General features: G+C 71.7%; 24 protein-coding genes. 11 read left to right on the top strand and 13 right to left on the bottom strand.

The window, feature by feature from the left end:
• Window positions 1-90: 90 nt before the first annotated feature.
• The 6 genes from O7626_RS02685 to O7626_RS02660 all read right to left on the bottom strand — a co-directional run bounded on the left by O7626_RS02685 (window position 91) and on the right by O7626_RS02660 (window position 5969).
• On the bottom strand, window positions 91-1101 hold the full coding sequence (locus O7626_RS02685; RefSeq protein ID WP_278058886.1) for an aldo/keto reductase: 1011 nt from the start codon (window positions 1099-1101) through the stop codon (window positions 91-93).
• Between the two features lie 71 nt (window positions 1102-1172).
• A complete protein-coding gene (locus tag O7626_RS02680; protein WP_278058883.1) occupies window positions 1173-1610 on the bottom strand; it encodes a hypothetical protein in 438 nt (145 codons plus the stop codon).
• A gap of 102 nt (window positions 1611-1712) precedes the next feature.
• A complete protein-coding gene (locus tag O7626_RS02675) occupies window positions 1713-2921 on the bottom strand; it encodes an endonuclease/exonuclease/phosphatase family protein (RefSeq protein WP_278058881.1) in 1209 nt (402 codons plus the stop codon).
• Window positions 2922-3006: 85 nt separating this feature from the next.
• Complete coding sequence (locus tag O7626_RS02670) at window positions 3007-3678, bottom strand: response regulator transcription factor (RefSeq protein ID WP_278058879.1); 672 nt, start codon at window positions 3676-3678, stop codon at window positions 3007-3009.
• A complete protein-coding gene (locus O7626_RS02665) occupies window positions 3675-4781 on the bottom strand; it encodes an ATP-binding protein (protein ID WP_278058877.1) in 1107 nt (368 codons plus the stop codon). Before O7626_RS02665 ends, O7626_RS02670 begins: the two co-directional genes overlap by 4 nt.
• Before the next feature lie 135 nt (window positions 4782-4916).
• Complete coding sequence (locus tag O7626_RS02660) at window positions 4917-5969, bottom strand: UbiA family prenyltransferase (protein ID WP_278058875.1); 1053 nt, start codon at window positions 5967-5969, stop codon at window positions 4917-4919.
• A 373-nt stretch (window positions 5970-6342) separates the two neighbouring features.
• Between O7626_RS02660 and O7626_RS02655 the strand changes: the two genes are divergently transcribed.
• The 4 genes from O7626_RS02655 to O7626_RS02640 are packed head-to-tail and all read left to right on the top strand — an operon-like array spanning window position 6343 to window position 10689.
• Entirely contained in the window at window positions 6343-7674 is a 1332-nt protein-coding gene (locus tag O7626_RS02655; protein WP_278066037.1) for an aminotransferase class III-fold pyridoxal phosphate-dependent enzyme, read from the top strand.
• A complete protein-coding gene (locus O7626_RS02650; RefSeq protein ID WP_278058873.1) occupies window positions 7668-8711 on the top strand; it encodes an NAD-dependent epimerase/dehydratase family protein in 1044 nt (347 codons plus the stop codon). The genes O7626_RS02655 and O7626_RS02650 overlap by 7 nt, the downstream gene beginning before the upstream one ends.
• A 50-nt stretch (window positions 8712-8761) precedes the next feature.
• Entirely contained in the window at window positions 8762-9790 is a 1029-nt protein-coding gene (locus O7626_RS02645; protein WP_278058871.1) for a UbiA prenyltransferase family protein, read from the top strand.
• Window positions 9787-10689, top strand: a complete 903-nt coding sequence (locus tag O7626_RS02640) for a BTAD domain-containing putative transcriptional regulator (protein WP_278058869.1) — start codon at window positions 9787-9789, stop codon at window positions 10687-10689. The genes O7626_RS02645 and O7626_RS02640 overlap by 4 nt, the downstream gene beginning before the upstream one ends.
• Window positions 10690-10933: 244 nt before the next feature.
• Here O7626_RS02640 and O7626_RS02635 read toward each other — a convergent pair whose 3' ends face one another.
• Genes O7626_RS02635 through O7626_RS02625 form a run of 3 tightly spaced genes read right to left on the bottom strand, consistent with a single transcriptional unit; the run spans window position 10934 to window position 14379 of the window.
• Entirely contained in the window at window positions 10934-12088 is a 1155-nt protein-coding gene (locus O7626_RS02635; protein ID WP_278058866.1) for a glycosyltransferase family 4 protein, read from the bottom strand.
• A gap of 39 nt (window positions 12089-12127) precedes the next feature.
• Complete coding sequence (locus O7626_RS02630; RefSeq protein ID WP_278058865.1) at window positions 12128-13303, bottom strand: endonuclease/exonuclease/phosphatase family protein; 1176 nt, start codon at window positions 13301-13303, stop codon at window positions 12128-12130.
• Window positions 13303-14379, bottom strand: coding sequence for a glycosyltransferase family 2 protein (locus O7626_RS02625; protein WP_278058863.1), 1077 nt, complete (start codon window positions 14377-14379; stop codon window positions 13303-13305). Before O7626_RS02625 ends, O7626_RS02630 begins: the two co-directional genes overlap by 1 nt.
• Window positions 14380-14569: 190 nt before the next feature.
• On the opposite strand from O7626_RS02625, the gene O7626_RS02620 reads away from it, so the two are divergent.
• A complete protein-coding gene (locus O7626_RS02620; protein ID WP_278058861.1) occupies window positions 14570-15781 on the top strand; it encodes a glycosyltransferase family 2 protein in 1212 nt (403 codons plus the stop codon).
• Window positions 15778-16758 (top strand): lysylphosphatidylglycerol synthase domain-containing protein, encoded by a 981-nt coding sequence (locus tag O7626_RS02615; protein ID WP_278058859.1) that lies wholly within the window; start codon window positions 15778-15780, stop codon window positions 16756-16758. The genes O7626_RS02620 and O7626_RS02615 overlap by 4 nt, the downstream gene beginning before the upstream one ends.
• Here O7626_RS02615 and O7626_RS02610 read toward each other — a convergent pair.
• Window positions 16643-18859 (bottom strand): NACHT domain-containing protein, encoded by a 2217-nt coding sequence (locus tag O7626_RS02610; RefSeq protein WP_278058857.1) that lies wholly within the window; start codon window positions 18857-18859, stop codon window positions 16643-16645. The genes O7626_RS02615 and O7626_RS02610 overlap by 116 nt on opposite strands.
• A gap of 11 nt (window positions 18860-18870) precedes the next feature.
• Window positions 18871-19452 (bottom strand): hypothetical protein, encoded by a 582-nt coding sequence (locus O7626_RS02605; protein ID WP_278058855.1) that lies wholly within the window; start codon window positions 19450-19452, stop codon window positions 18871-18873.
• Window positions 19453-19569: 117 nt separating this feature from the next.
• On the opposite strand from O7626_RS02605, the gene O7626_RS02600 reads away from it, so the two are divergent.
• From O7626_RS02600 to O7626_RS02590, 3 genes are all read left to right on the top strand, one after another.
• Window positions 19570-20769: a hypothetical protein gene (locus tag O7626_RS02600; protein WP_278058853.1), complete on the top strand. Its 1200-nt coding sequence runs from the start codon at window positions 19570-19572 to the stop codon at window positions 20767-20769.
• A gap of 67 nt (window positions 20770-20836) precedes the next feature.
• A complete protein-coding gene (locus tag O7626_RS02595; protein ID WP_278058851.1) occupies window positions 20837-21268 on the top strand; it encodes a type VII secretion target in 432 nt (143 codons plus the stop codon).
• An 80-nt stretch (window positions 21269-21348) separates the two neighbouring features.
• Window positions 21349-22356, top strand: a complete 1008-nt coding sequence (locus tag O7626_RS02590; protein WP_278058850.1) for a hypothetical protein — start codon at window positions 21349-21351, stop codon at window positions 22354-22356.
• Window positions 22357-22374: 18 nt separating this feature from the next.
• Here O7626_RS02590 and O7626_RS02585 read toward each other — a convergent pair whose 3' ends face one another.
• Window positions 22375-22659, bottom strand: a complete 285-nt coding sequence (locus O7626_RS02585) for a flavin reductase (RefSeq protein WP_278058849.1) — start codon at window positions 22657-22659, stop codon at window positions 22375-22377.
• Window positions 22660-22662: 3 nt separating this feature from the next.
• Window positions 22663-23013 carry a hypothetical protein gene (locus tag O7626_RS02580; protein WP_278058848.1) on the bottom strand — a complete coding sequence of 117 codons (351 nt, stop codon included), beginning with the start codon at window positions 23011-23013 and terminating at the stop codon, window positions 22663-22665.
• A gap of 207 nt (window positions 23014-23220) precedes the next feature.
• On the opposite strand from O7626_RS02580, the gene O7626_RS02575 reads away from it, so the two are divergent.
• Both O7626_RS02575 and O7626_RS02570 read left to right on the top strand, forming a co-directional pair.
• Window positions 23221-24012 carry a DUF5753 domain-containing protein gene (locus tag O7626_RS02575; protein WP_278058847.1) on the top strand — a complete coding sequence of 264 codons (792 nt, stop codon included), beginning with the start codon at window positions 23221-23223 and terminating at the stop codon, window positions 24010-24012.
• Window positions 24009-24200, top strand: coding sequence for a DUF397 domain-containing protein (locus O7626_RS02570; protein WP_278058846.1), 192 nt, complete (start codon window positions 24009-24011; stop codon window positions 24198-24200). The genes O7626_RS02575 and O7626_RS02570 overlap by 4 nt, the downstream gene beginning before the upstream one ends.
• The last annotated feature ends 23 nt before the right edge of the window (window positions 24201-24223 follow it).

Genomic DNA, 24223 nt, shown 5'->3' with positions numbered 1-24223 from the left:
TTCCGGACACATCGGCCCAGGATATGTCAGGTCCGCGCGGAAACCCTCAAGCCGGTGCCGGATGGCGTTGGAGGGCCGGTGGCCGGGCGGTCAGGCGCCCGCGGCGTCGAGCCGAGCGAGCTGGTCGCCGCTGAGTTTCGCGCCGAGCGCCGGCAGGGCGGCCGCCAGCTGTTCGAAGGTACGCGGGCCGATCAGTGGGACCACCCGGGGCGAGGTCTGGTGCAGCAGCCAGGCGAGTACGAGCTGGTTCGGGGTCAGGCCGACCTCGGCGGCCACCTCGGTCAGTACGGCGATCCGGGCCTCGGCGTCCGGGCCCTCGTACGGGGCCATCGCCCAGTGCCCGGCCCGCTTCGCCGGGTCGTCGTAGATGCCCTTGACCAGTGGCGAGAACGACACCAGGGTCAGGTCGTCGTGTGCACGCAGGTAGTCGAGCTGTTCGTCGTCCACGATGGAGACTTCGTCCAGCCCCGCCCGGCGGCGCAGGTAGGAGTGCTGCTGCTGCACCGCCACCGGGGCGGGCCAGCCGTGCCGGGCGCAGAGCTGCCGGATCCGCTCCAGCCGCCAGGTGCGTACGTTCGACCAGCCGATGTGGCGTACCTTGCCGGCCCGGACCATCCCGGCCAGCGCCTCCAGGGTCTCCTCCAGCGGTGTCGACCGGTCGTCGACGTGCACGTAGTAGAGGTCGACGTGGTCGACTCCGAGCCGTCGCAGGCTCTCGTCCAGGGCGTTGCGCAGGGCGTCGCCGCCGGCTCCCTCGAAGTTCTCCCGGGCCACCGACCAGTCCGGGTCGGGACCCTCGCCCCAGAGCAGTTCGGGGTTGCGCTGCATGGCGCTGCCCTTGGTGGCCAGGAAGACCCGGTCGCGTACGCCGGACCGGCGCAGCCACCGGCCGAGCAGTTCCTCGCTCTCCCCGCCGTAGCTGCCCCGGTTGGGCCACCAGGCGTAGCAGTCGGCGGTGTCGACGAAGTTGCCGCCCTCGTCGAGATAGCGGTCCAGCATCCGCACCGAGGTGGCCTCGTCGGTGAGCGTGCCCATCAGCATGGCGCCGAGCGCGAGCTGGCTGACCTGCTCACCGGTCCGACCGAGTTCTACCGTCTGCACAGTCCGTCCTTCCAGTGTCGGCCGGTTCCGCCGGCCGTGTGCTTGAACAGATTCGGCGGATCCGCCGGGTGTCAGGCGTCGGCGTCCGCGTCGGGGCGTACCAGCAGGAGGGCCGCGATCAGCAGTGGGGGCAGCAGCATCGCCAGGGTGCTGTGCTGGTAGACCATCGTCGACTGCCAGCCGCAGTTGAGCACGGCCAGGGCGTGCACCGCCAGCGCGGTCCGGTGGGCTTTGGGCGTACCGGGCAGCCGGCGGAGCAGCCGGGCGCCCACGACGGCCAGCAGCACCACCCCGGCCAGCGAGAACCACATCAGCTTGATGTCCAGCCGGCTCACCCCGGTGGCGGCCAGTTGCCCCTCGCTGGACTGGAGCGTGGTGACCCAGAGCGCCGTGTACCCGGCCAGACAGGTCGCGACGACCAGGTGCACCCGGGCGACGACCCGGGCCACCCGCAGCGCGGCGGAGGGTCGGGTGCCGGTAGCGGCGGTATCCAGGGCTGCTGCGGTCATGGTCTGCCTCCAGACTTCGGGAATCGGGCGCCGTCGGCGCGGTGGCCGGGCGGCGGGTGTGGACCGGCCGGCGGCGGGTGTGAACCGGCCGGGGTGGCGCGGTCAGCTGCCCGGCGCGGCGAGCGAGAGCTGCATCCGTTGCAGGGCGTGGTCGGATCGTCCGCGCGGGTCGACCAGGTCGTATTCGTGCACGGCCAGCCCGGGGGTGGTGAACGCCCGGTCCACCCGCCACAGTTGCAGCGGCCCCTGGGTCTGCCAGGAGACCGGGTAGAAGGAGCGGTCGGCCCGGATCGCGTCCTCGACCAGCCCGTCGAAGTCCCGGGTCTCGCTCATCGAGGGCGAGGTGTTGAAGTCACCCACCACGAGCGACTGGTTCGGGTTCGCCGCCACGTCGTCGGCGATCGCCCGGTACTGCAACCGGCGGTTGTCGAAGCGGCCCCGGGAGTCGCGGATCAGCTCGACCGGCTCGGCGCTGGTGTCCACCGACACCTGGAGGTGCACGTTGTAGACCGACAGCGTCCGGTCCCCCACCGCCAGGTCGGTACGGATCGTCTTGACCTTCCAGTAGTCCGGCCACTCGTTGCCCAGCTCGGGCATCTCGGCATCGACCCAGAGCGGCCGGCTGGCCGAGATCGGGAACCGGGAGAGCGTGACAAGTTCGCCGACCGCGTAGATGTGGTAGCCGGGGAACTCCTGGCGCAGCCGGGCCAGGTCGTCGTACTCGACCATCCACATCCGGTCCGGGTCGTGGTAGAGGTACTCCTGCAACACGTAGACGTCGGCCGGCTGGCTCTTGACGAAGGTGTAGAAGTCGGCCGGGTCCTCGCTCTGGTGCCAGTAGCTCGTGTTCCAGGAGACCACCCGGATCGCGCCGGGCGGTGCGGGCGGCGGCGGGTCGCCGAGGGCGTACCAGTTGACCCCGAGGTTGCCGGCACCGGCGACCAGGCCGGCCGCCGCGACCAGCGCGACCAGCCGCCGGGCGCCGCGCGCCGTCCAGGCCAGCGCCGCCAGGAGCAGCGGTACGAGCAGGAATACCAGCGGCGGGGCCAGGTCGGGCAGTTGCATCAGCCACCAGCGGCCGGAGAGCACCGGCTGGAGCAGCGCGTACCCGAGCCACAGCACCGCCGCCACCAGCAGTCCCCGGGTACGCCGGGACCAGCGCGGCTGCGCTGCCGTCCCGGGGTCCGGCCCCGGCTGCGCTGCCGTCCCGGGGTCCGGCCCCGGCGCCTCCGTCGTCCCGGGGTCCGGCCCCGACTGCGCTGTCGTCCCGGGGTCCGCTCCGGGCGCCGATCGGATCGCTGAGGTCGTCATGGCCCGAAGCTACGGCGGGAACCCGGAGCCGGACTCTAGGAAACCTCGACTACCGAGCGTGTCCGTCCGACGTCGTCGGAAGCCGTCACCGGAGTGGGCCGCCGTCGGGGTCGATGAGTCGGGCCGCGGTCGCCTTCCGGATCGCGTCGACCCGGGAGACCGCCTGGAGTTTGGCGTAGATGTTGGTCAGGTGGCGTTTCACGGTCGCCTGGGTGATGTGCAGCCGGCTGGCGATCTGGGCGTTGCTGAACGCCTGCGCGGTCAGGGTCAGCACCTCCAGCTCCCGGTCGGTCAGCGGGCCCGCCGAGTTGCCGGCGCGGTCCCGCTGGCTGTCGAGCTGCGACACCGTACGCCGGGAGACCGAGAGCAGCACCGTGTCGGAGCGACTCGCCACCGAGCGGACCGCGACCACCAGCTCGTCCCGGAGGATCGTCTTGACCAGGTACGCGGCGGCGCCGCAGTTGAGCAGGTCGCGTACCACGTCGGCGTCGTCGTGCATGGTCAGCACCACGACCTGGGTCTGCGGGCGGACCCGGCGCAGTTCCCGGATCACCGGGCCGGCGCCGGGACCCGGCATCTCCACGTCGAGCAGCAGCACGTCGGGGCGTTCCGCCAGGACCAGCCCGACCGCGTCCGGGCCGGTGGCGGCCTCGCCGACCACCTGGATCCCCGGGTCGGTGGAGAGCATCTCCCGGATGCCCTGCCGGAACAGGGTGTGGTCGTCGGCGAGGGCGACCCGGATCAGGTTGGCGGTCACAGCCGCTCCCCGCGCAGCGGCACCCGCACGCCGATCCGGGTGCCCTGGCCGAGCCGGCTGTGCAGGTCGAGATGGCCCCGGAGCAGATCGGCCCGCTCCCCCATGGACGGCAGCCCGCCGCCCTGGGTGAAGGCGACGTTGCCGGGTTCGAAGCCCCGGCCGTCGTCGGCCACCGTCGCCTGGACCAGCAGGTCGGTGACCTCCAGGTCGATGGTGATCCGGGTCGGCGCGGCGTGCCGGAGCGCGTTGCGGACCGCTTCGCGCAGGATCAGGTACAGCTCCTCGCTGACGTCGGAGGGCAGCAGTTTCGCGTCCCCGGTCACCTGGAGGGTGGCCCGCACCGTCGTCGGGACGTTGGCCCGCAGGTACGCCCGCAGCGCCCGTTCGATGCCGTCCGCGCCGACCGAGCGGCGCAGTTCGGCCGAGAGCTGCTGCACGGTGCGCAGCGCATCGCCCAGCGACGCGACGGCGGCGGCGAGCTTGACCTCGGCGCGTTCGGGCTCCTGCGCGGCGTAGAGCCGGTGCAGGTCGAGGTGCTGCAACGCCAGACCCATGCCGTGGCCGACCCGGTCGTGCAGCTCCCGGGCTATCCGGCGGCACTCCTCCTGGCGGGACGCCTGGAGCTTCTCCATCAGGAAGCTGACGTAGGCGAGCGAGGCGAGGGCCACCCGGTCCATCACCGCCCGGTGCAGGGCGGCGCTCAGCACGAGCGGATCCGTGCCGTCGGATCGGCCCGCGGGCCCGACCAGCACCGGCAGGGCGGCGTCGAACAGCGCCGACGCCGCCCGCAGCGACTCCACCGGGTGTACGCCGCGCAGCGCCCGACTGGCCCCGATCTGGACCGCCAGTGGCGTCTCGGCCACCGGTTCCCCGGGGTCCTCCGGAACTCCCTCCGGACTGTCGCCAGTGGCTGGCAGGTCGGGCCGGCCCAGCACTTCGGCCACGATCGACGCCACCTGGCGCCGCAGTTGGCGTACGGTGTCCGGGCTCTGCATCAGTACGCTGTTCTCCGCCTCCAGCCGTTCTCGAAATGTGTCGAAAATCTGCCCGGCAAGGACAGCAGTGTCGCCATGCGACTCGTCGTCCGGCTGCCTCGGCTCCAATCCGGCCTCCCCCGAAAGGCATACTGACCGCGAACGGTCAGCCGTCCGGATGACCGTACCGAATTTGGATCAGAAAGACAGTGGCGTAGGTCAACGACTGAGCCCTTTTTGGGAGCGCTACCACGGTAGCACCACTCAGAGCAGGCACTGACCCAGTACGGTGCCGTGCACGCCGTACTGGGTGACCATAAAGGCCCGGTACGGGAGCCGGAGCCGGTTTCGTCCGAACTGGACGGACGCCTCGCCGGGCCGGCCGCTCACCATCGCCGCGAGCCGGGCCGGCAGCGACGCCCCGGAGCGGGTCGGCGGCACGGGTGCGGCGAGGCAGCTGGCCACCGTGCCGCCACCGAGCAGCAGCACCACGCCGGCCGGCAGCAGCTCCGGCACCCGGGCCGAGGCCACCAGGCAGAGACCGGCGCCGACCCCGACCGCGAGCACCGCCATCAGCCGGCGTGCCCGCCGGTCGCCGAGTACCACCGGCAGGGTGCGCCGGCCGGCCGCCCGGTCCCCGGCGACGTCGGAGAGGTCCTTGGTCATCCCGCCGAGGCTCATCCACAGCGACATCGCCGTGGCCAGCACCAGCAGCGGCAACGGGGGCAGCGGAGGCAGGCCACCGCCGAGCGCGGCAACCCCGCCGGCGGCCAGCCAACCGGCCAGGTAGGTGAGCAGGCCGCCGGCGGTCACCACCAGGACGAAGCCGTACACGTTCGCCTTCTGCGGCCGGGGTCCGGCCGAGTACGCCCAGCCGAGCCCGAGCATCCCGAGCACCACCAGCACCATCGGCCAGGAGAGCAGCGCGGCGCAGCCGAGCGCCGCCACCGCGAGCCCGGCGGCGACCGTCCGGGCGGCCCGCAGCGGCAGGGCGCCGCTGGCCAGCGGGCGGCCGGACCGGTTGTGCCGGTCCTCGACCTGGTCGCAGAGGCCGTTGAGCAGATAGATGTGCCAGGTCGCGCAGAGCCAGGCCAGGGCGCCGATCCCGACCCCGGCCAGCGCGCCCGGCGTCAGCACCCGACCGGGTACGGCGGCGAAGCCGGCGAGGCCGAGCAGCGCACCCGCCAGGAAACGGAGTTGAAACATGACCTGCACCGTCGGGCGCGACTCGATCCAGGCCAGCCGGACGGCGCGGAACAGCTCCCGGAACACGGCCGCGGGCAACGGGGCGGGCAACACCTCGGAAAGAACGCTCACGACAATCCCCCCAGGTCATGAATTGCCGAAGATCCCGGTCGGGATTTGATTCGGCGTGGTTGGGGAAATGGTGGTCCCGCCCCCGGTGGCAGACGCTTCGAACGTTGATCGAGCCACGTCTACCACCTTGGTCGTACGACCCTCTGCGACCTTGGTACGAACTCTGCCTTCCAGGGGCTCTGCGTCCTGTCGCGGGCCGCCTCGACCGGCCTAGGGTCACGCCACGGCCGGCACCCGCCGGTCGACCCGGACCCGGCGCGCAGGAGGACCCGCCATGCCCGAACTGATCACTCTGGATCAGGCCGAAGAGTTGACCGTGAAACAGGTCCACGACCTCTACCGGCGGTACGTGAACCGCAGCCAGGTCAATCTGATGACGTCATTCGGATTCGGCCGGGAACTGGTCGACCACGCCGAGGGCGCGATCGTGCACACCCGCGACGGGCGGCAGATCCTCGACTTCACCGGCGGGGTCGGGGTGCTCAACCACGGCCACAACCACCCGCGCATCCTGGCCGCCCGGCAACGCTTCCAGCAGCAGCGGCGGATGGAGGTGCACAAGACCTACTTCTCGCCGTACCTGGCCGCGCTCAGCCACAACCTGGCCGCGGTGCTCCCCGGCGACCTCAACATGTCGTTCCTGCCCAACTCGGGCGCGGAGGCGGTCGAGGGGGCGGTGAAGCTGGCGTACAAGTACCACGGCGGGCGGCGCAACACGATCATGCACGCCGACATCAGCTTCCACGGCAAGCTGCTCGGCTCCGGCAGCCTCACCGGCAGCGCGCAGAACCACTTCAAGTTCCCCGGCATCTCCGGCACGGTCGCCTACCCGTACGGCGACCTGGCCGTGCTGCGCGAGCAGGTGGCGGCGGCCCGGAACGCCGACGGCGGCTGCGACGTGTACGCCATCCTCGTCGAGCCGTTCAGCGCCTCCACGATGCGGCACTGCGAGGAGGAGTTCCTGCGCGGGCTGCGCCAGCTCTGCACCGACGAGGACATCGTGCTGATCTTCGACGAGATCTACACCGGCTGGGGCAAGACCGGCACGCTCTTCTACTTCATGCGCTACCCGGGGCTGATCCCGGACGTGCTGACCACCTCCAAGTCGTTCGGCGGCGGCAAGTCGTCGATCTCGGCGTACGTCGCCCGGGAGCCGGTCTTCCGCCGAGCCTACGACAGCCTCAACGACGCGCTGTTGCAGAGCACCAGCACCACCTACTACGGCTTCGGCGAGGAGGCCGCGACCGCGATCGAGGCGATCAACATCGCGGTCGAGGAGGACTTCCCGGCCCGCGCGGCGCAGATCGAGCGGGTCCTCGCTCCCGGGCTGGCCCGGCTGGCCAAGGAACACCCGGAGGTGATCTCCGACGTGGCCGGCGTCGGCGCGCTCTGGGGCGTCTTCCTGCACCGCGACTCCGCGCTGCTGAACCTCGCCGCCAAGCTGGCACCCGGCGGCTTCGCCAAGGACCCGCAGTTCGGCACCAAGCTGATCACCTGCGCGGTGATCGAGACGCTCTACCGCGAGCACGGCATCTACACCTACTACACGCTCAACGGGCGCAGCCCGCTCGTCGTCGGCCCGCCGCTGGTGGTCTCCGACGCCCAGGTCGAGTACTTCCTGAACTGCCTCGACGCCACCCTCGCCGAGGGGCTGCCGAAGCTGCTCACCCGCTTCGTCCAGGGGAAGGTGTCGGCGCTGTGGTGAACGTGGTGACGGTGACCGGCGGCAGCGGCATGCTCGGCGCCAGCCTGGTGCGCCGGCTGCGCGCCGAGGGACACGTGGTGCACAGCGTCGACCTGCGCGAGCCGGACGAACTGGTGGCCGGGGTCCGGTACAGCGTCGCCGACGTCCGGGACCCGGTCGGGATCGGCCGGGCGGTCGCCGACGCCGACGTGGTGGTGCACACCGCCGCGGCGCTGCCCAGCTATCCGGCCGACGAGATCCGCTCGATCATCGTCGGCGGGGCGCAGACCGTGCTGGAGGCGGCTCGGGCGCACCGGGTCGAACGGGTGGTGCAGATCTCCTCGACCGCCGTCTACGGCCTGCCCAGCGTGGTCCCGACCACCGAGGCGTACCCCCGGGAGCCGGTGGACGCGTACAGCGCGGCGAAGGCCGGCGCCGAGGAGGTCTGCGAGCGGTTCCGGGACGCCGGGATGTGCGTGCCGATCCTGCGGCCGAAGACGTTCCTCGGGCCGGGCCGGATGGGGCTGTTCGCGATGCTCTTCGAGTGGGCCGAGGAGGGGCGCAACTTCCCGATGCTCGGCTCCGGCGACGTCCGGATCCAGATGTTCGCCGTCGAGGACCTGGTCGACGCGGTACTCGTCGCGATGCGGGCCCCGGCCGACGTCGCCAACGACACCTACAACCTGGCCGCCGCCGAGTTCGGCACGATCCGGGAGGACTTCCAGGCGGTACTCGACGCCGCCGGGCACGGCAAGCGGGTGGTGCCGATACCGGCCCGGCCGGCGGTGGCAGTGCTCGACCTGCTGCAACGTGCCCGCCTCTCCCCGGTGTACGGCCGGCTCGTGCACAAGCTGCTCGCCGACTCGTACGTCAGCATCGACAAGGCCCGCGACCGGCTCGGCTTCCGGCCGCGCTATTCCAACCAGGACGCGATCCTCGCCACCTACCGGTGGTGGCGGGCGCAGCAGACGACGGCCCGGAACACCCGCTCCGCCGGCCGGACCAGCCGGGAGCCCTGGCGTCAGGGAGCGCTGTCGCTGGCCAAGGCCTTCTTCTGACCCGCCGGCATCTCCTCCGGCGGTTTCCTCCACCGAATGGGGACCCCGCAATGCAGACAGTGGACGCAACGCAGACAGTGGACACCTCACCCCCGACCGCATCCGGCGGACCGCTCGTCGTTCAGCCCGCCGGAGCCGCCCCTGCCGTCCTGCCGACGCCCGTGCTCGCCCCGCCGCCGGCCGGGCTGTTCCGGGACCTGCTCCGACTCGCCCGGCCACACCAGTGGCCGAAGAACCTGCTGGTCGTACCGCTGGCGCTGATCGACGCGCCGGGGCTGACCCTGGCCGGGGTGGCCAGGGTCGGCTGGGCGGTGCTCGTCTTCACCCTCGCCTCGGCCCTGGTCTACGTCTGGAACGACGCGGTGGACCGGCACCGGGACCGGGCACATCCGGTCAAGCGGCACCGCCCGATCGCCTCCGGCCGGATCGGCCTGCCGCTGGCCTGGGCGTACGGCGGGATCCTCACCGGGCTGCTGCTTGCCGCCGTCTTCGCCGGGCCGGCGGTGCCGTGGTGGCCGCTGACCGCCTACCTGGTGCTGAACGTCGCCTACAGCCGCTGGCTGAAGTACGTGCCGCTGGTGGACGTCTTCGTGGTCGCCGCCGGCTTCGTACTCCGGGCCGTGCAGGGGTACGTCGCCGCCGGCACCGACATCTCGTCCTGGCTGCTGATCGCCGTCTTCGCGCTCTGCCTGCTGCTGATCCTCGGCAAGCGGCGCAACGAGCTGGCGGTCTCCGGCACCGAACACCGCCCGGCCCTGAGCGCGTACTCCGCGCAGTACCTGGAATACCTGATCGTGCTCTGCGCCACCCTGGCGGTGACCGCGTTCCTGTTCTACCTGGCCGACGGCGGGCTGGTCACCCCGTACACCGATGTCGCGCTGCTGGTCTCGGTGCCGTTCGCGACCTTCGGACTGGCCCGCTACCTCCAGGTGGTCGTGGTGCACCGGGAGGGCGGCGACCCGGTCCGGGTCCTGCTGCGGGACCGGATGATGGTGGTCAACGCGGTGCTCTGGGCCGCCCTGCTCGGCCTGGTCGTACTGGCCGCCCGTTTCCCGGGTCTGGTCGAGGTGCTGCGATGACCGCGGGTGTCCTCGACCTGGTTCCGGCCGCGCCCCGTGCGGAGGGGGGCGCGGTCCGGATCCGCCTGCTCGGCACGATCGGCGCCGAGCGGGACGGCCGACCGCTCTACCTCGGCCCGGCCCGGCAGCGCGAGCTGCTCGCCATCCTCGGGCTGCGCCGGGGCGGCCCGGTCTCGGTGGAACAACTCGTCGACGACCTGTGGGGCGAGGACGCCCCGCGCAGCGCCGACAACCTCCTGCACACCTATCTCGGACGGCTGCGCCGGGCCCTCGGAACCGGGCCCGGCGACCGGCCGGTACTCCGGTCCCGCTGCCCCGGCTACCAGCTCGACGTACGCGCCGAGCAGGTCGACTCGGAGCTGTTCGAGCGGCGCCTGGGGCAGGCCCGCACCGCGCTCGCCACCGGTGACCTGGCGGCCGCACAGGCGCTGCTGCACCGGGCGCTGGACGGCTGGTCCGGGCCCCGGGCGATGGACGGTGCCACCGGGCCGCTGGTCACCGCGCAGCGCTGCCGGCTCGGCGAGTTGCGGCTGGACGCCACCGAGGACCTGCTGGCGGTCCGGCTCGCCCGGGGCGACAGTGCCGGAGTGGTGGCCGAACTGCGCGCCCTGGTCGCCCGCCATCCGCTCCGGGAACGGCTCTGGGCGCTGCTGCTGGCCGGGTTGGCCCGCAGCTCCCGCCGGGGCGAGGCGCTGGCCGCCTTCCACGACGTGCGGGGCATCCTGACCGAGCAGCTCGGCGTCGACCCGTCGGCGGAACTCCAGCAGAGCTACCGGTCGCTGCTACACGGCAGCGCCCCCGCCATCCCGCTGGGCGTACCCGGCACCACGTCCGGCGCCGGCACCGCGCCGGGCTACGTACCCGTCGCCGCCGCCCGTACCCTCGTCGCCACCGCCTGACGAGGACGGCCCGGCCCGCCGCCCTCGTAGCTGGGGGCACCTTCCAGATCTAGATGACTTGTGGTTGCCGCGGCAACCACAAGTCATCTAGATCTACTTTGTGCCTGAGCGCGCATGCGCCGAGACGACCGTGCGAGGCGACCCGGGACGGGCCGCCCGGGACGGGCCGCCCGGGACGGTGGCACGGGGGCGGCGGCTTCGGGCGTGGACCGGCCGGCCCCGGGGGGCCGGCCGGTTGCGGTCGTCAGGCGGTGGCGCGCAGGGCGGCGACCCGGAGGCGGTCGCCGGCGGCGGCCCGGAACGCCTCCTCGTACGCGTCGACCGAGACAGTCACCCCGAACCGGGCCTCCGCCCGGCGGGCTCCCTCGACCCGGTCCGCCGCCGAGGTCGCGCCCACCCGCACCAGGGCCTCGGCGATGGCCGCCGGATCACGGGGCGGCACCAGCTCGCCGAAGCCGGTGAGCTGGACCGGTACCCGCATCCCGGGCAGGTCGCTGGCGACCGACGGCACACCGGAGATCATCGCCTCGGCCTGCACGATGCCGAAGGACTCCTCGGCCACCGAGGTCAGCGCGAATACGTCGATCGAGGCGTACAGGTCGCTGATCTCGGCGTCGGTGAGCCGGCCGAGGAAGCGGATCCGGCGGTCCCCGGCGGCGCGGGCCCGCAGCTCGCCGATCACGCTGCCGCCGGCCACCGAGCTGTGGTCACCGGCGACCAGCAGCCTCGCCTCCGGGTCGCCGATCAGCCGGAACCCGTCGACCAGGTGGGTCAGCCCCTTCTCCGCGGCGATGCGGCCGAGGAAGCCGACGTGCAGCCCGGACGAGCCCCGGAACGAGGGCCGACCCGGCGGCCGGTGTACGCAGGGCGGCGGCACCGCGTGCACGGTCCGGTCCCGCATCACCGGCCAGTGCCGGGAGTGCTGGGCGTGGTCCACGTTGTTCACCAGCACGCCGACCGAGCGGCGCAGCGCGGCCCGGACCGAGCGTTCCACGAGGTCGATCTGGGCCCGCGCGACCAGGCCGCCCGGCACCCACACGTCGTCGTGGTGGTTGCAGACGATCGGGGTGTCGCCGGCCAGCCGGGCCACCAGGCCGGCCTCCAGCATCGGCAGGTGCAGGTTGACCACCGCCGAGTCCCGGGCGATCCGGCCGGCCAGGGTGGGGAAGCCGGGGCAGATCACCCCACGGCCCACCCGGGCCAGCACCGGGGCCCGGAACACCTCCACCCCGTTGCGTACCTCGTGCCGGGGCAGTGCCGGGTCGTGTTGGGAGGCGACGACCGCCACCCGCCAGCCCCGGGCGGCCAGCCCCTCGGCGACCACCCGGGCGACCTCGGTCAGCCCGCTGAGGTACGGGGTGTAGTAGGTGAGCACGACGGTCAGGTCGAAATGCTTCATCGTGACCTCCAATGTGTGTCATGGGTGAGGGAGTCGGGATCAGTGCACGGAGATCGCCAGCTGCTGTGCACTGTGGTCGGAGAGCCCGTCGTCGCCGGTCAGCCGGTACTCGTGCACGGTCAGCGCGCCCCGGCTGAAGGTCCAGTCGAGCCGCCACAGCCGGGGCAGCGGTACGCCCCGGGTCGGCCAGCTCGCCGGCAGCGGGGAGCCGGCGGTCGGGTCGTGCCGGCGCAGCCCGGCGCCGATCCGCCGCAGGTCGCGCATGAGGCTTGTCGAGTTCAGGTCGCCGCTGAGCAGTACCCGGTGCGGGTTCGCGGCCAGGTCGGCGTGCAGGGCGCGCAGGTGGGCGTCCCGGCGGTTGAATTGGCTGCGGACGAATTCGTAGAAGTCGGCCCGCAACGGGCTGCGGTCGATCTCCACCTGGACCGCCAGGTGCACGTTGTAGAACGACACCACCGCGGCACCGACCCGCACGTCGGTCCGGAGCGTCTTGCTGGTCCAGTACTCCGGCCAGTCCGTGCCGGGCGGCGGGGTGCTGCCGTCGGCGGCCGAGAGCCAGCCGCTGGCGTCGACCGTCCGGCTGGCCAGCACCGGCAGCCGGGAGAGGGTGACAAGTTCACTGCCGACCACCACCTGATAGCCGGGGAACTCGGCCCGCAGCCGGTCCAGCGCGTCGATGCGTACCGGGCGGTCGGTGTAGTGCAGGTACTCCTGCAACAGGTAGACGTCGGCCCGCTGCGCCCTCAGGTAGGCGTAGAACCGGTCCGGGTCGTCGTCCTGGTCCCAGTACTCCGGGTTCCAGGAGAAGACCCGGACGGCGTCCGGCGGGGTCGCCGGATCGGGCAGTGGCGCGGCCGGGGTCAGCCCGGACCGGGGTGCGCCGAACAGCAGGGTGGCGACCAACAGCACCAGCATCGGCGCGCGCACCGGCCGGGCGGCCAGCGGCACCGCGCCGAGCAGCACCAGCGGCACCACCAGCAGCAGGATCGGCGGGACGGTCTCGACCAGCAGCCAGAACCACCACCGTCCACTCAGGAGCGCGTGCAGCAGCAGGAGCACCGCCCAGCCGAGCCCGCCGCCGACCAGCAGCCGGGTACCGAGACACCACCGCCCAGCACCACCCACGCCCGGCGCGGCACCAGCCGGCGCCGTGCCGGCGGGGCCGGGCGGCGGGGTGGCCGACGGTGGGCGGGAGGTGTCGAGGTCGGGCAGCATCAGGCCCGGCCCGAGACGGTCGCCGGGGCGGGCCGGGCGAGGTGCCGGGGCCGGACCAGCCAGCGCAGCGCACCGACCGCCATCCCGGCCACCAGCACCAGGTGCACCAGCAGGTGCACGCCGAGGAAGAAGGCGGTGAACCGCGGGCCGCGCTGGGCGTACACGAAGCGGGGCAGCGCCGGGTCGGCCACGCAGAACGCCAGCGCCAGCACCGCCGGCAGGACCGCCAGCCAGCCCGCGTACGCCGGGGCGAGCAGCGGGGCGAGGGCGGCGAGCGGCAGGCTGCCCAGCAGCAGCGCGGCGGCGAGCACCCCGAGCGGGTGGTTGGCCCGCTCCAGGCGTACGCCGTCGGTCCGGCCGGCGGCCAGGGCCAGCGGGACCAACGGAACGGCCCGGCGCCACTGCTCGGTCAGGATCGGCCAGAGCCGGCTGCCGTCGTCGTGCCGGCCGACCACGGAGCCGGTGAGTACCACCCGGGTGTGCCGGGCCAGCCGGCTGCTGTACTCCACGTCCTCGCAGTCGCGCAGCCCCTCGTGCAGCGGACCGACCGCCCGGAGTACGTTCCGGCGCAGCGCCGCCAGCGCGAAGATGACGGTACGCACCTCGCCGACGTGCCGCCGCCGCCAGTGCACCGCGTGCAGGATGCGGTACCGCTCCACCGGCCCGTCGTCGACAAGCGGCTCGGTGTCGTACGTCCCGTGCACCGCGCCGACCGTCGGGTTCGTCGCCAGGATGTCGACGGCGTTGCCGAGGGCGTCCGGGGCGAGGGCCACGTCGGAGTCGAGGAAGAAGACCACCTCGCCCCTGGTGGCGGCGACCCCGGCGTTGCGGGCTGCCGAGACGCCCCGGTTCTCCGGTTGGCGCAGCACCTGGCAGCCGAGTTCGGCCGCGATCTCCCGGGACTCGTCGGTGCTGCCGTCGTCGACGAGGAGCACCTCCACCGGCCGGTACGTCTGCGCCAGTACCGACCGCAGGCAGGCGCGCAGGGTCCGCGCCGCGTTGTAGCAGGGTACGACCACGGAGACGGTGAGTGGCCCGGAGGCCGTACCGCTGATTCCGGTCCTGGTTCCAGTCATGGTCGCGGACGCTAGCCGCCGATGGTGGAGTCCTCCCCGACTACCGACCGTCGCCGCCGGTGACGGTGCGCGCTAGGGGTTTCCTCCAGCCCGACTACCCGGCCCGGCCCAGGTCGCCCGCCTAGCGTCTCGCTCGACGGACCGCCCGGCGTCCCGATCGAAAGGCCCGAACGCAGTGGACACGAACGCGATGGACACGAACGCAGTGGACACGAACGCGCCGGACACGAACGCAGTGGACAGGAACGCGCCGGACACGAGCGCGCTGGACACGAGTGCCGGCACGGTCTCGGTGGTCGTCCCCAGCTACCACTCGGCGAAGACCCTCGCCGCCTGCCTGGACGCCGTCTACGCCCAGTCGCACCCGCCGCTGGAGGTGATCGTGGTGGACGACGCCAGCTCCGACGACTCGGCCGCGATCGCCCGCCGCTATCCCTGCCGGCTGATCGTCGCGCCGGTCAACCGGGGCGTGTCGGCGGCCCGGAACACCGGCGCCGCGGCCAGCCGGGGCGACGTGCTCTTCTTCGTCGACTCGGACATCGCGCTCGCCCCGGACGCGCTGCGTTCCGCGCTGCGGGTGCTGGCCGGTGACCCGGAGTGCGCGCTGGTGCAGGGCATCTACGACCGGGAGCCGCTCTTCGCCGACGGACCGGTCGAGGAGTACAAGACGCTCTACGAGCATTTCTGGCGACGCCGGGCCGCCGGGCCGGTCACGGTGACGCTCTTCGCGCTCACCGCCGTCCGGCGGGAGGTCTTCGACCGGGTCGGCGGCTTCGACGAGGGGCTGCGGGACGGCGAGGACGTCGAGTTCGGCACCCGGCTGCCGGCCGGGACCCGGATCCTGATGAGCGCCGAAATGGTCGGCCGGCACGACGACGTGGACCGGCTCCGGCCGCTGCTGCGCGAGCAGTACCGCCGGGCCACCCTCTTCGCGGTCAACCTGGCCCGGGGCCTGCGCCGGGGCGGGCGGGCCGGGGTGGCCACCGCCCGCACCGACGCGCTCGGCCCGGCGGCGGTGCTGAGCTGCGCGGCCACCCTGGCCAGCCTGCCGCTGCCGCTGCTGGCACTGCTGTTGCCCGGCACGGGTGCGGCGTCCCCGCTGCTCGATTCCGGCGCCCCGTTGCCGCTGCTCGGTCTGCCCGCGCTGTCGCTGGCGCTGCTCGGCCTGCCGGTGCTGGCCGCCGCCGCGTTTCTGGCCGCGAACCGGGACCTGCTCGGCTTCGTCCGCCGGGTCCGGGGCGTCCGCTTCGCCGGCCGTTTCGCCGGGCTGCACTTCCTGCTGACCGCCGCGACGGTGTGCGGCACCGGGGTCGGACTGCTCCGGTTGCTGGCCGCACCGTGGCGCTGGCGGACGGCCGGCTCCGCCGCACCCGCCCGGGTCGCGCCGGGAGCCCTCCGATGACCGCCGACACCCTCCGGGTACGCCTCGGCGTGCTGCGCCGGGTCGCCACCGTACTCTTCGGAGTCGCCCTGGTGGTCGGCATCGCGATCGCGCTGCGCGACGCGGACTGGGCCGCCGTACGCGACCTGACCGGGGCGGGCGAGTTGGGCCTGCTCGGGCTCGCCCTGCTGGTCAACTCGGTGGGGCTGGTGCTCGGGATGCTCTCCTGGCGCCACCTGCTCGCCGGCCTCGGCTCGCCGGTCGGGGTCTGGACCGCCGCCCGGATCTTCTTCGTCGGCATGATCACGAAGTTCGTGCCGGGCCGGTTCTGGGCACTGATCGCCAACATCAGGATGGGTCGGACCGCCGGGGTGACCCCGGCCCGGATGGCCACGGTCTACGTGCTGAACATCGCGGTGATGTCGCTGACCGGGCTCACCGTCGGGCTGATCGCCGCGCCGAGCGTGCTCGGCGGGCGGGGTGGCTGGCTGCTGCTGGCCGCGCTGCCGGTGCTGGCCTGCGCGGTCCGGCCCGAGCTGGCCAACCGCTGGGCGGCGGCGCTGGCCCGGCTGCTGCGCCGGCCCGCACCCGCACCGGCCGGGCACCGCGACCTGCGGTACGCGATCGCGGCCCAGGCGGTCTCCTGGCTGGTCGCCGGCCTCCAGTTCTGGCTGGTGGCGGTCGCTGCCGGCGCCCCGCCGGCAGCCTCGTTCCCGGTCTGCGTCGGCGCGTTCGGGCTGGCTGCCGTGGTCGGCAGTTTCGTGGTCTTCGTCCCCGACGGCATCGGGGTGCGCGAGGGCATCCTGATGGTGGCACTGACCGGACTGCTGCCGCTGCCCACCGCCGGGGCCGTGGTGCTGGTCAGCCGGCTGATCTGCACGGTCAGCGAGATCGCCTCGGCCGGCGTGGCGCTGCTGGCCGCCGAGCTGATCCGCCGCCGCGCCCGACCGCCGGCCGGCGCCGAACCAGCCGGCGCGGAGTTGCCGGCTGGGGTGTGAGCTGCCCTGTCCGGTCCAGATGCTCCTGAAGCCGGGAGTGTCGGAACTGATAGACAGCTCCGACCTGTCGTAGCACCCCCCGTGCATGAGCGTCCCTCAAAAAACGCATCAAAGACCAGGGAAGCTTCCCGCGCGCGGCAAGCCACGATCGGGCTATGACGAATCGCACCCATGCACTCCCGGTGCCGGGACGGAGCCCAACGACACCTATGTGGCGGGATATTCGGTCAAACAGCAGTCGGGGCGCCAGTCCGAGCCCGACGCCGGAGAACAGGCCCAACATGAGCACTGCGGCCGGCCCAGGTAACGGCACTGGAAGAGCAGCCATTCCGCTCCCGTATGCAAGACCCACTATCACCCCGCCCACAAGCCCAATCGCCAGAAAGACGGTTCGGTCATCACGAAGCGTCGAGTGCGGGCCGAAGAGTTCCGTCTCCGTGGCCTTGGCCCCGAACCCGAACAACAAGCCGGATCCGAGCGCGAACCCGAGTCCGATAAGCAGACTGACCCGCAGACTGAGCCCCGATGTCAGCCCATGTAAGTATCCCACGACGAGGCCGGCAAATAGGCTGAACAGCAGTCGCCACAGCCGGAATCGCACGCGGCTCGGTGAGCCGTCAGAAAACCACAGCCCCGCCGGGAGCGCAAAGCCAAGCGTGAAGCCAAGCCACGCCAGAACTCCCTGTGACCCATCGAAGACCAGCCCTATCCCAATCCCGAAACCGAGTCCCATTCCTGAACCAAAGATCAAACCCAAAGCTGGCTTGTAGTGGGGGACCGCACGGATGAGCCTCCACCAAGCGAGGTCAGCGTTGCCCTGGCGCTCCAGATGCGAGGCAAGGAACGACAACCAACGCTCGGATTTCTCAAGCGGATACGCGGACAGCGGCACGCGTGCGGCATTTTTTCTCCAAGCTGGTTCCTGCCGGTAGATGGCCGGCAGGTAGGCGTTCAGCAGACGAGTTTCGATGACGGCTACGTCGGAGTGGCCGATCAAATCAGACGGATCGGCGCTGGGAGACGCGTAGGCCGTTCGCGCGAGGTACACCATCAAGGGAGTCGACAGCGTCTGGGCCAACGCCCCTCCGGGATGCTCCTTCAATTCTGCGAGCACCGACGCCCACCTACGTGGGCCCTCGGGTTGCCCCGTTGGCAGGTACTCCATCGCATCGCCAGCGGTGACCGGCTCGATCTCGACCACCGCCGCACGTCCCAATGGATTGCCAATCGCATCTACTGCAGCCTCGTATTCATCAGCTCGGCAGGTCACTACAAGGGGACGACTCGGCCCCACCGCGTCTGTCAGCGCCCTGACAGCGGAGACGTGCACGCCAACGGGCATCTCATCCAGTCCATCCAAGACAGGAAGGACCCGACCCTGATCTACCAGCCGCATCGCCGAATTCAAGCCGTATCGGTCCTGCGCGCGCAGAAATTGATACTGCTCAACGAGGCAATCGGCCAGCCAATCGTCAAAATGTTGACGGCGCGGGTTCCAGGAGGCGGGGTTGAGCAGAACCGGCACCGGTTCCCCCGGTATCCACTCTCGACACAACCCAACCGTAAGCAGGACCGCAAGCGCCGACTTACCAGCCCCCGGTCCGCCGATGACCACCAGCTGCCGCGCGGGAAGTTGCCGGAAGGCCGCCACTATCGCGGTCACGTCACCATGCAACCGAAGGCGTACCGGCCGCCCCGCGACCACACCGGGACCAAGGATCTCCGCGGCCGACGGCCCGACGCGACGCGTAGTTGACGACCAACGGACTCGTAGCGCCGCCGGGCGCAGCAGGCGGATCGCCGCCTCCCGTTCCCACTGGCGTCCGACAAGACGGGCAAGATCCTCGGCCGCAGCGCTCAGCATGGCCGACGGGTCGGTGGACACGTTCGCCGGTCGCCGGCTGAACCGCATGGCCGCAACGCTGACGCCGAGGCCCACGGCTGTCAGTACCAGGCTACCGACGCTGGCCAGCTTGTCCGTGCGGTCTAGCCGCTGTTCGGAACCGAGAGCGAGGAAGCCGAAGAATGCTGCTGCGGCTACGACAAAGGCGGCACCGGCGAGCCGTTGCCACCATTTCCACTGGTTGTCGAGCTTCCCCATACCGGCGCGGCTCAGCGGCGGTTCCGGTTGCGGGTCCGCAGCTCGGTCATCAGCTCCCGCCACTGCCGGGGAATGCCGATGTCGAAGTACTCCGACTTCAGGCCGATGATCTTCATTTCCCGGTCACTGAGCAGCGATTTCATCGCGGAGTGCAGCTCGGCCAGGAAGGCCGTCTCGCCGAGTCGCCGGATGCTGCCCGGCTCGATGTCGACGTTCCACTGCATCAGCCCGTAGGTGCGGACCCGCACCGCACCACCGGTCGAGACACCCTCGCCCTCGATGGCGTTCAGCTCCACTTCGTACTGCCGCCGGTACGGGTCGTCGCTGGGCCGCTCGGCGTCGGCGAGTTCGTCGGAGCTGAGCCCCTGGGACAGCCGGTACGCCTCGGAGCGGGCTCGGTGGTACGCCACCCAGGTGGTCAGCCCCAGCCGGCCGAGCTGGTGGCCGAGCTGCTCCTCGTCGTACCTGTCGAAGGCGCCGGGCGCGAAGGTGATCTCCACGTCGTGATAGTTGGAGACGCGTGCCCGGATGCGCTCGTCGGGAGAGTCCACCGTGACAACCATGTTGTCGAGGTACTCGCCGATGTGGGGCATCTCGCTCCTTTCGATGGGAAGCGTGTGGCGGCTCGATGGAAGCGTGTGGCGGCGCAACCATAAACCTTCCACGCACGAGGATTCGACCACTCGGTGTGCTGTGGTAGACAAAGGTCCATGCTTTCACCACGCCGGGTCGCCGTGCCGCTCGCCGCGCTCGTGATCGGGGCCGCTCTGGTCCCGCCCCCTCCGGCGTACGGCGAGGCGGTCGATCTCGACGTGTTCGCCGGTACCGGAACTGCCGGGGCGACCGGGGACGGCGGTCCGGCCTCGGCGGCGGCGCTCGACCGTCCCGGCGGGGTGGCGGTGGCCGCCGACGGCTCCGTCTACCTCAGCGACGCCGGCAACCGCCGGGTCCGGAAGGTAGCCCCGGACGGCACCATCTCGACCGTCGCCGGCAGCGGCCGGGCCGGCACGCCCGGCACGGAGGTGACCGACGGTACGTCCGGCACGGAGGTGGACCTGGCGCTGCCGCAGAGCCTGGCGGTCGGTCGCGACGACACGCTCTACATCGCGGACACCGGCCTGGCCCGGGTGTTCCGGCTCGCTCCGGACGGCCGGCTGTCGGTGGTCGCCGGCACCGGCGTACCGGGTCCGGTCGGCGACGGGGGCCCGGCGGCTCGGGCCTCCTTCGGCCAGCTCGGCGGTCTGGCCGTCGCACCCGACGGCACCGTCTACGTCGGGGACGTCCGCAACCACCGGGTCCGGGCGGTGACGCCCGACGGCACCATCGACACGGTGGCGGGGAACGGGAACAGCCAGCTCGTCGCCGCGGGCGGGGAGGCCACCACGATCCCGGTGCCGAGCCCCGGAAGTCTCGCCGTGGACGGCAGCGGTGACCTCTGGATCGCCGACGGGCTCGTGCTGCACCGGCTGGCCGGCGGCAAGCTCGGCACGGTCACGCTGCCGGACCAGCCCGACGGCGCACGGTGGGAGCTTTCCGAGGCGGGGAACTGGCCGCCGCCGGAGCCGCCGATGAACAACGTCGCCGCCGTCAGCGCCGCCGGTGACCAGGTCTACGCCCTCGACCAGTCGGCCCGGACACTGCTGCGACTCGGCGACGGCGCCGCACTCGGCACCGTCGCCACCCTCGACGCGGCCGGCAGCCCGGTGGTCGGTCCGGTCGCCGTGGGCGCCTCCGGCGTCGGCTATCTCGTCGACAACGCCGGACACCGGGTGTACTCGTTCCGCTTGTCCGCACCGAACCCGGAGACTCCGGACGGCGACTCGTCGGTGCCGTGGTGGCCGTTCGCGGCCGGCGCCGTCCTCGTCGTGATCGTCGTCGTCGGCTGGCTGGTCAGGCGACGATCCCGCTGAGCCGGGACCCCTCCGGGCGTCCGCGCAATACCCGAATTCCACAGCGAAACAGCCAAAGGAGCCCTTGATGGCAGAGATCGTCGGTGGTGACCTGTACCACCTCTGGCGGGTGTCCGACGTACACCTGCCCCGAATCGCGGACGTCTACTACGACGCCAGCCGCAGCCTCGGCGGCGCGACCGGTGACGACGGCGGCGGGTTCCGGGCCAACACCCCGACCGGGCCGGGCGGCACCATCATGTCCAGCGCCGGAGCGGCGGCCTGGGGCGCGCTGCGGGACGAGATGCAACGGATGTACACCCAGACCGGCGGGACGGTCCTGAACGCGGCCGAGGCGCTCCGGATGGCCCGCCAGGCGTACGTCGACGCCGACATGGCCAGTGCCGACGCCCTGTCGCAGTACCTGGCGGACCCGACGAACCACGACCCGAACGACCCGGCGTCGAACCCGCCCGCCGAGGGCGCCGACGACCACCCCGGCGAGCCCTACCAGGGCTGACCGGGCGGGGACGACAACCGCACAGACCTGGATCCGCAAGCCGACGCCCCGAACGGGGGGCAGTTGAAGGAGCGTCAGCAGTGAGCAGCCAAGTTGACACGCCGGCAGACCTCGCCGGCGGGACGTACAAGGGCACGGTCCGGGAGAAGGCGTCGCAGCTCAAGCAGGAGCTGATCCGGCAGACCCTGGACGACATCGAGTCCTGGCGCAAGGCCGTGGACCTCGAATGGGCGCAGACGCACCCCGAGTCCCCGCACTCGCCGATCCCGCCGGAGGAGATCGAGGGATACCGGAACACCGTCCGCAACGAGTACTACGAGTGGGTCGAGCCGGCCTTCGAGAAGTACCTGGAGCCCGATCCGGACGCCACCAACCCGATGATCGCCTCGCTGCGTACGATCGAGAGCTCCTTCGGCGGCAGCCAGGACGACGCGGGCAACTTCAGCGGGGCCAACTCGGCGCTGTCCCGGATCAACGACGTCCGCACCGACATGAGCCAGTGGCAGGGCGACCTCCAGGTCAACTTCATCGACAACTTCGTCAGCCCGTTGCAGACCGCGTCGATCAACCAGGCGGCCGTCGCCAAGGTGGTGCGCGAACAGCTCGAATGCAACAAGATCCTCTACATCCGCTACCGCAAGGGCATCATCGAGCTGCTCGACAAGTCGATCCAGGCGGTGCAGACGCTCAACAACGGCAAGGATCCGAAGAGCTTCACCTGGGGCACCCTGGTCGGCATCTCGATCGGTACCGGCCTGACCCTCGGCCCGGCCGGCTGGGCGATCGCCGGTGCGGTGCTGATCGCCGGCAGCACCCTGTCCCAGGGCCTGGTTCCGGACCCGCCGAAGACCAACGAGCTGAGCGCCCCGACCGCCCAGGAGGTCGCGGTCAAGGTCTCCGAGGCGATGATCAAGATGGACGGCGACATGGTCGAGGAGGAGCGGAAGGTCGAGCAGGCGCTGAAGAACCTCCTCGACACGATCGGGGACGCCCGCACCGGCAACGGCCCGCTCGCCGTGCCGGAGCCCGCGATCAGCTCCGCCCGGCCGGGCGAGATCACCGACGGCTCGCTGCGCCCGCACGACTGAGCCGTCCCGTCCCCGATCTCAGTGGCGACGGGGGACCCAGTAGAGGATCTGGCTGGCGACCAGGGCCGGGTGTGTGTCGGGTAGTGCTTCCAGGGCGCGGGTGAGGTGTGCGGCGAGGTACATCAGCAGGCCCACCCGGTCACCCCGGAAGCCGATCAGCAGGGCGAGTCGGGCCGGCGCGCACGGCCACGGGTCGGAGCAGCTCTGGCACCGGTACGCCTGGGCCGGCAGGTGCCGGCCCGTCGGATAGCGTCGCGGGTTGCGCCGCATGTGCCGGTACCAGCGTTCCTGCGGCCCGATCACGGCTCACACCTGCTGCCGCTGCCGGGAGCGCGCGGTCTGGGCCGGGGTCAGCGCCCCGGGCCGGCCGTTCGCCTGGAACGAGCGGGTCGGTGCGTCCAAGCCGGGGCCGCGGTTGACCGCCCGGAACCGGGCCGGCGAGGGTGGAGCGTCCGGCTGCGCTGTCGGCGTCGCCGCGCCGCGGCGGGCTGTCCGGTACGCCGTCCCGGTCAACGGCGGCACCGTCGGCGCGTACGGCATCGGCACCGGGTCGACCGAGTCCGGGCAACGCCAGCGAAAGCCGCACCGGCAGTACCGCCAGAGCCGCCGCCAGTCCCGGCGATGACGGTTTTTCTTCGTTCCGCGACCGAACATCATCCGGCCCTCCCATCCGTGGAAATTGCGTTTTCCGATCACCGGTGGCGGGTGCGGTAGACCCGCCGAAGGTGTCGGTTCCACCTTGGACGCACAGGCCCTACGCTGGGAACTGCTTATCCGCTGGTGGGCGCGGCTGACAGATTCAGGCAGTGCGTGAATGGCCGGTGGAGAGCCGTGAATAATTGATCTATCTCCTGGGGAATCCTGATGACCGACGTACCGGAACCACTTGCCGCATTCATCGTTTCCGAGATCCGCCAGGGCAGGCAGACCACCGGAACGACGCAGGAGGCGTTCGGGCGGGTGGCGAACTTCTCCGCCTCACACGTCAGCGCCGTCGAGAAACGGACCCGGGCCCTGACGATGGCCTTCATCGCCGGTGCCGACCGGGCCCTGAAGACGGGCGGGGTGTACGAACGCCTGGTCACCGCGCTCGGCACCCCGACCTGGCTGCGCGAGTGGATCGACCAGGAACGCGAGGCGGTCGCCCTGCGGTCCTTCCAGAACGCGGTCCTGCCGGGCCTGCTCCAGACCGAGGCGTACGCGCGCGCGGTGCTCAGGGTCGGGCTGCTCACCGACGAGCAGTTGCAGCAGAAGGTCGCCGAACGGCTCGACCGGCAGTCCATCCTGACCCGGGACGACCCGCCGCAGGTCATCGCCGTCGTCGACGAGTGCGTGATCCGGCGGGTCGTCGGCGGGCGCGAGGTGATGCGGGACCAGTTGGCCCACCTGCTCAAACTGAGCGCGACTCCCCTCGTGCAGATACAGGTAGTACCGAGCAGTGTCGGGGCGTACCTTGGGCTCAGCGGGCCGTTCGTGCTGGCGACCCTGCCGACCAACGTGGACGTGGGCTATCTCGACAACCAGCTGCATGGGCAGGTGGTCGAGCAGCCCGCCGAGGTGCTGCGGTTGCGTCGGGCCTGGGACGCCATTCGCGGCGGCGCGCTGACTGTAGAGCAGTCAGCCGACCTGATCAGGGAAGTGATGGAGCAGCTATGAACCTGAGCGGCGCCCAGTGGCACAAGAGCACGCGCAGCAGCCCGAATGGCGGGGACTGCGTCGAGGTGGCCCGCAACCTGTCCGAGGTCGTGGCCGTACGGGACAGCAAGGACACGACCGGACCGGTACTGGCCTTCGCCCCGGCAGCCTGGCGGGCCTTCGTCGACGAGGTCACCCGACGCCCGTAACACGATTGCCCGCAACACCTGTC

The sequence above is a fragment of the Micromonospora sp. WMMD1102 genome (assembly GCF_029626265.1).
Taxonomy (GTDB): domain Bacteria; phylum Actinomycetota; class Actinomycetes; order Mycobacteriales; family Micromonosporaceae; genus Plantactinospora.
The sequence above is the reverse complement of the archived record's forward strand: the minus strand, read 5'-3'. Positions and strand labels throughout refer to the sequence as shown.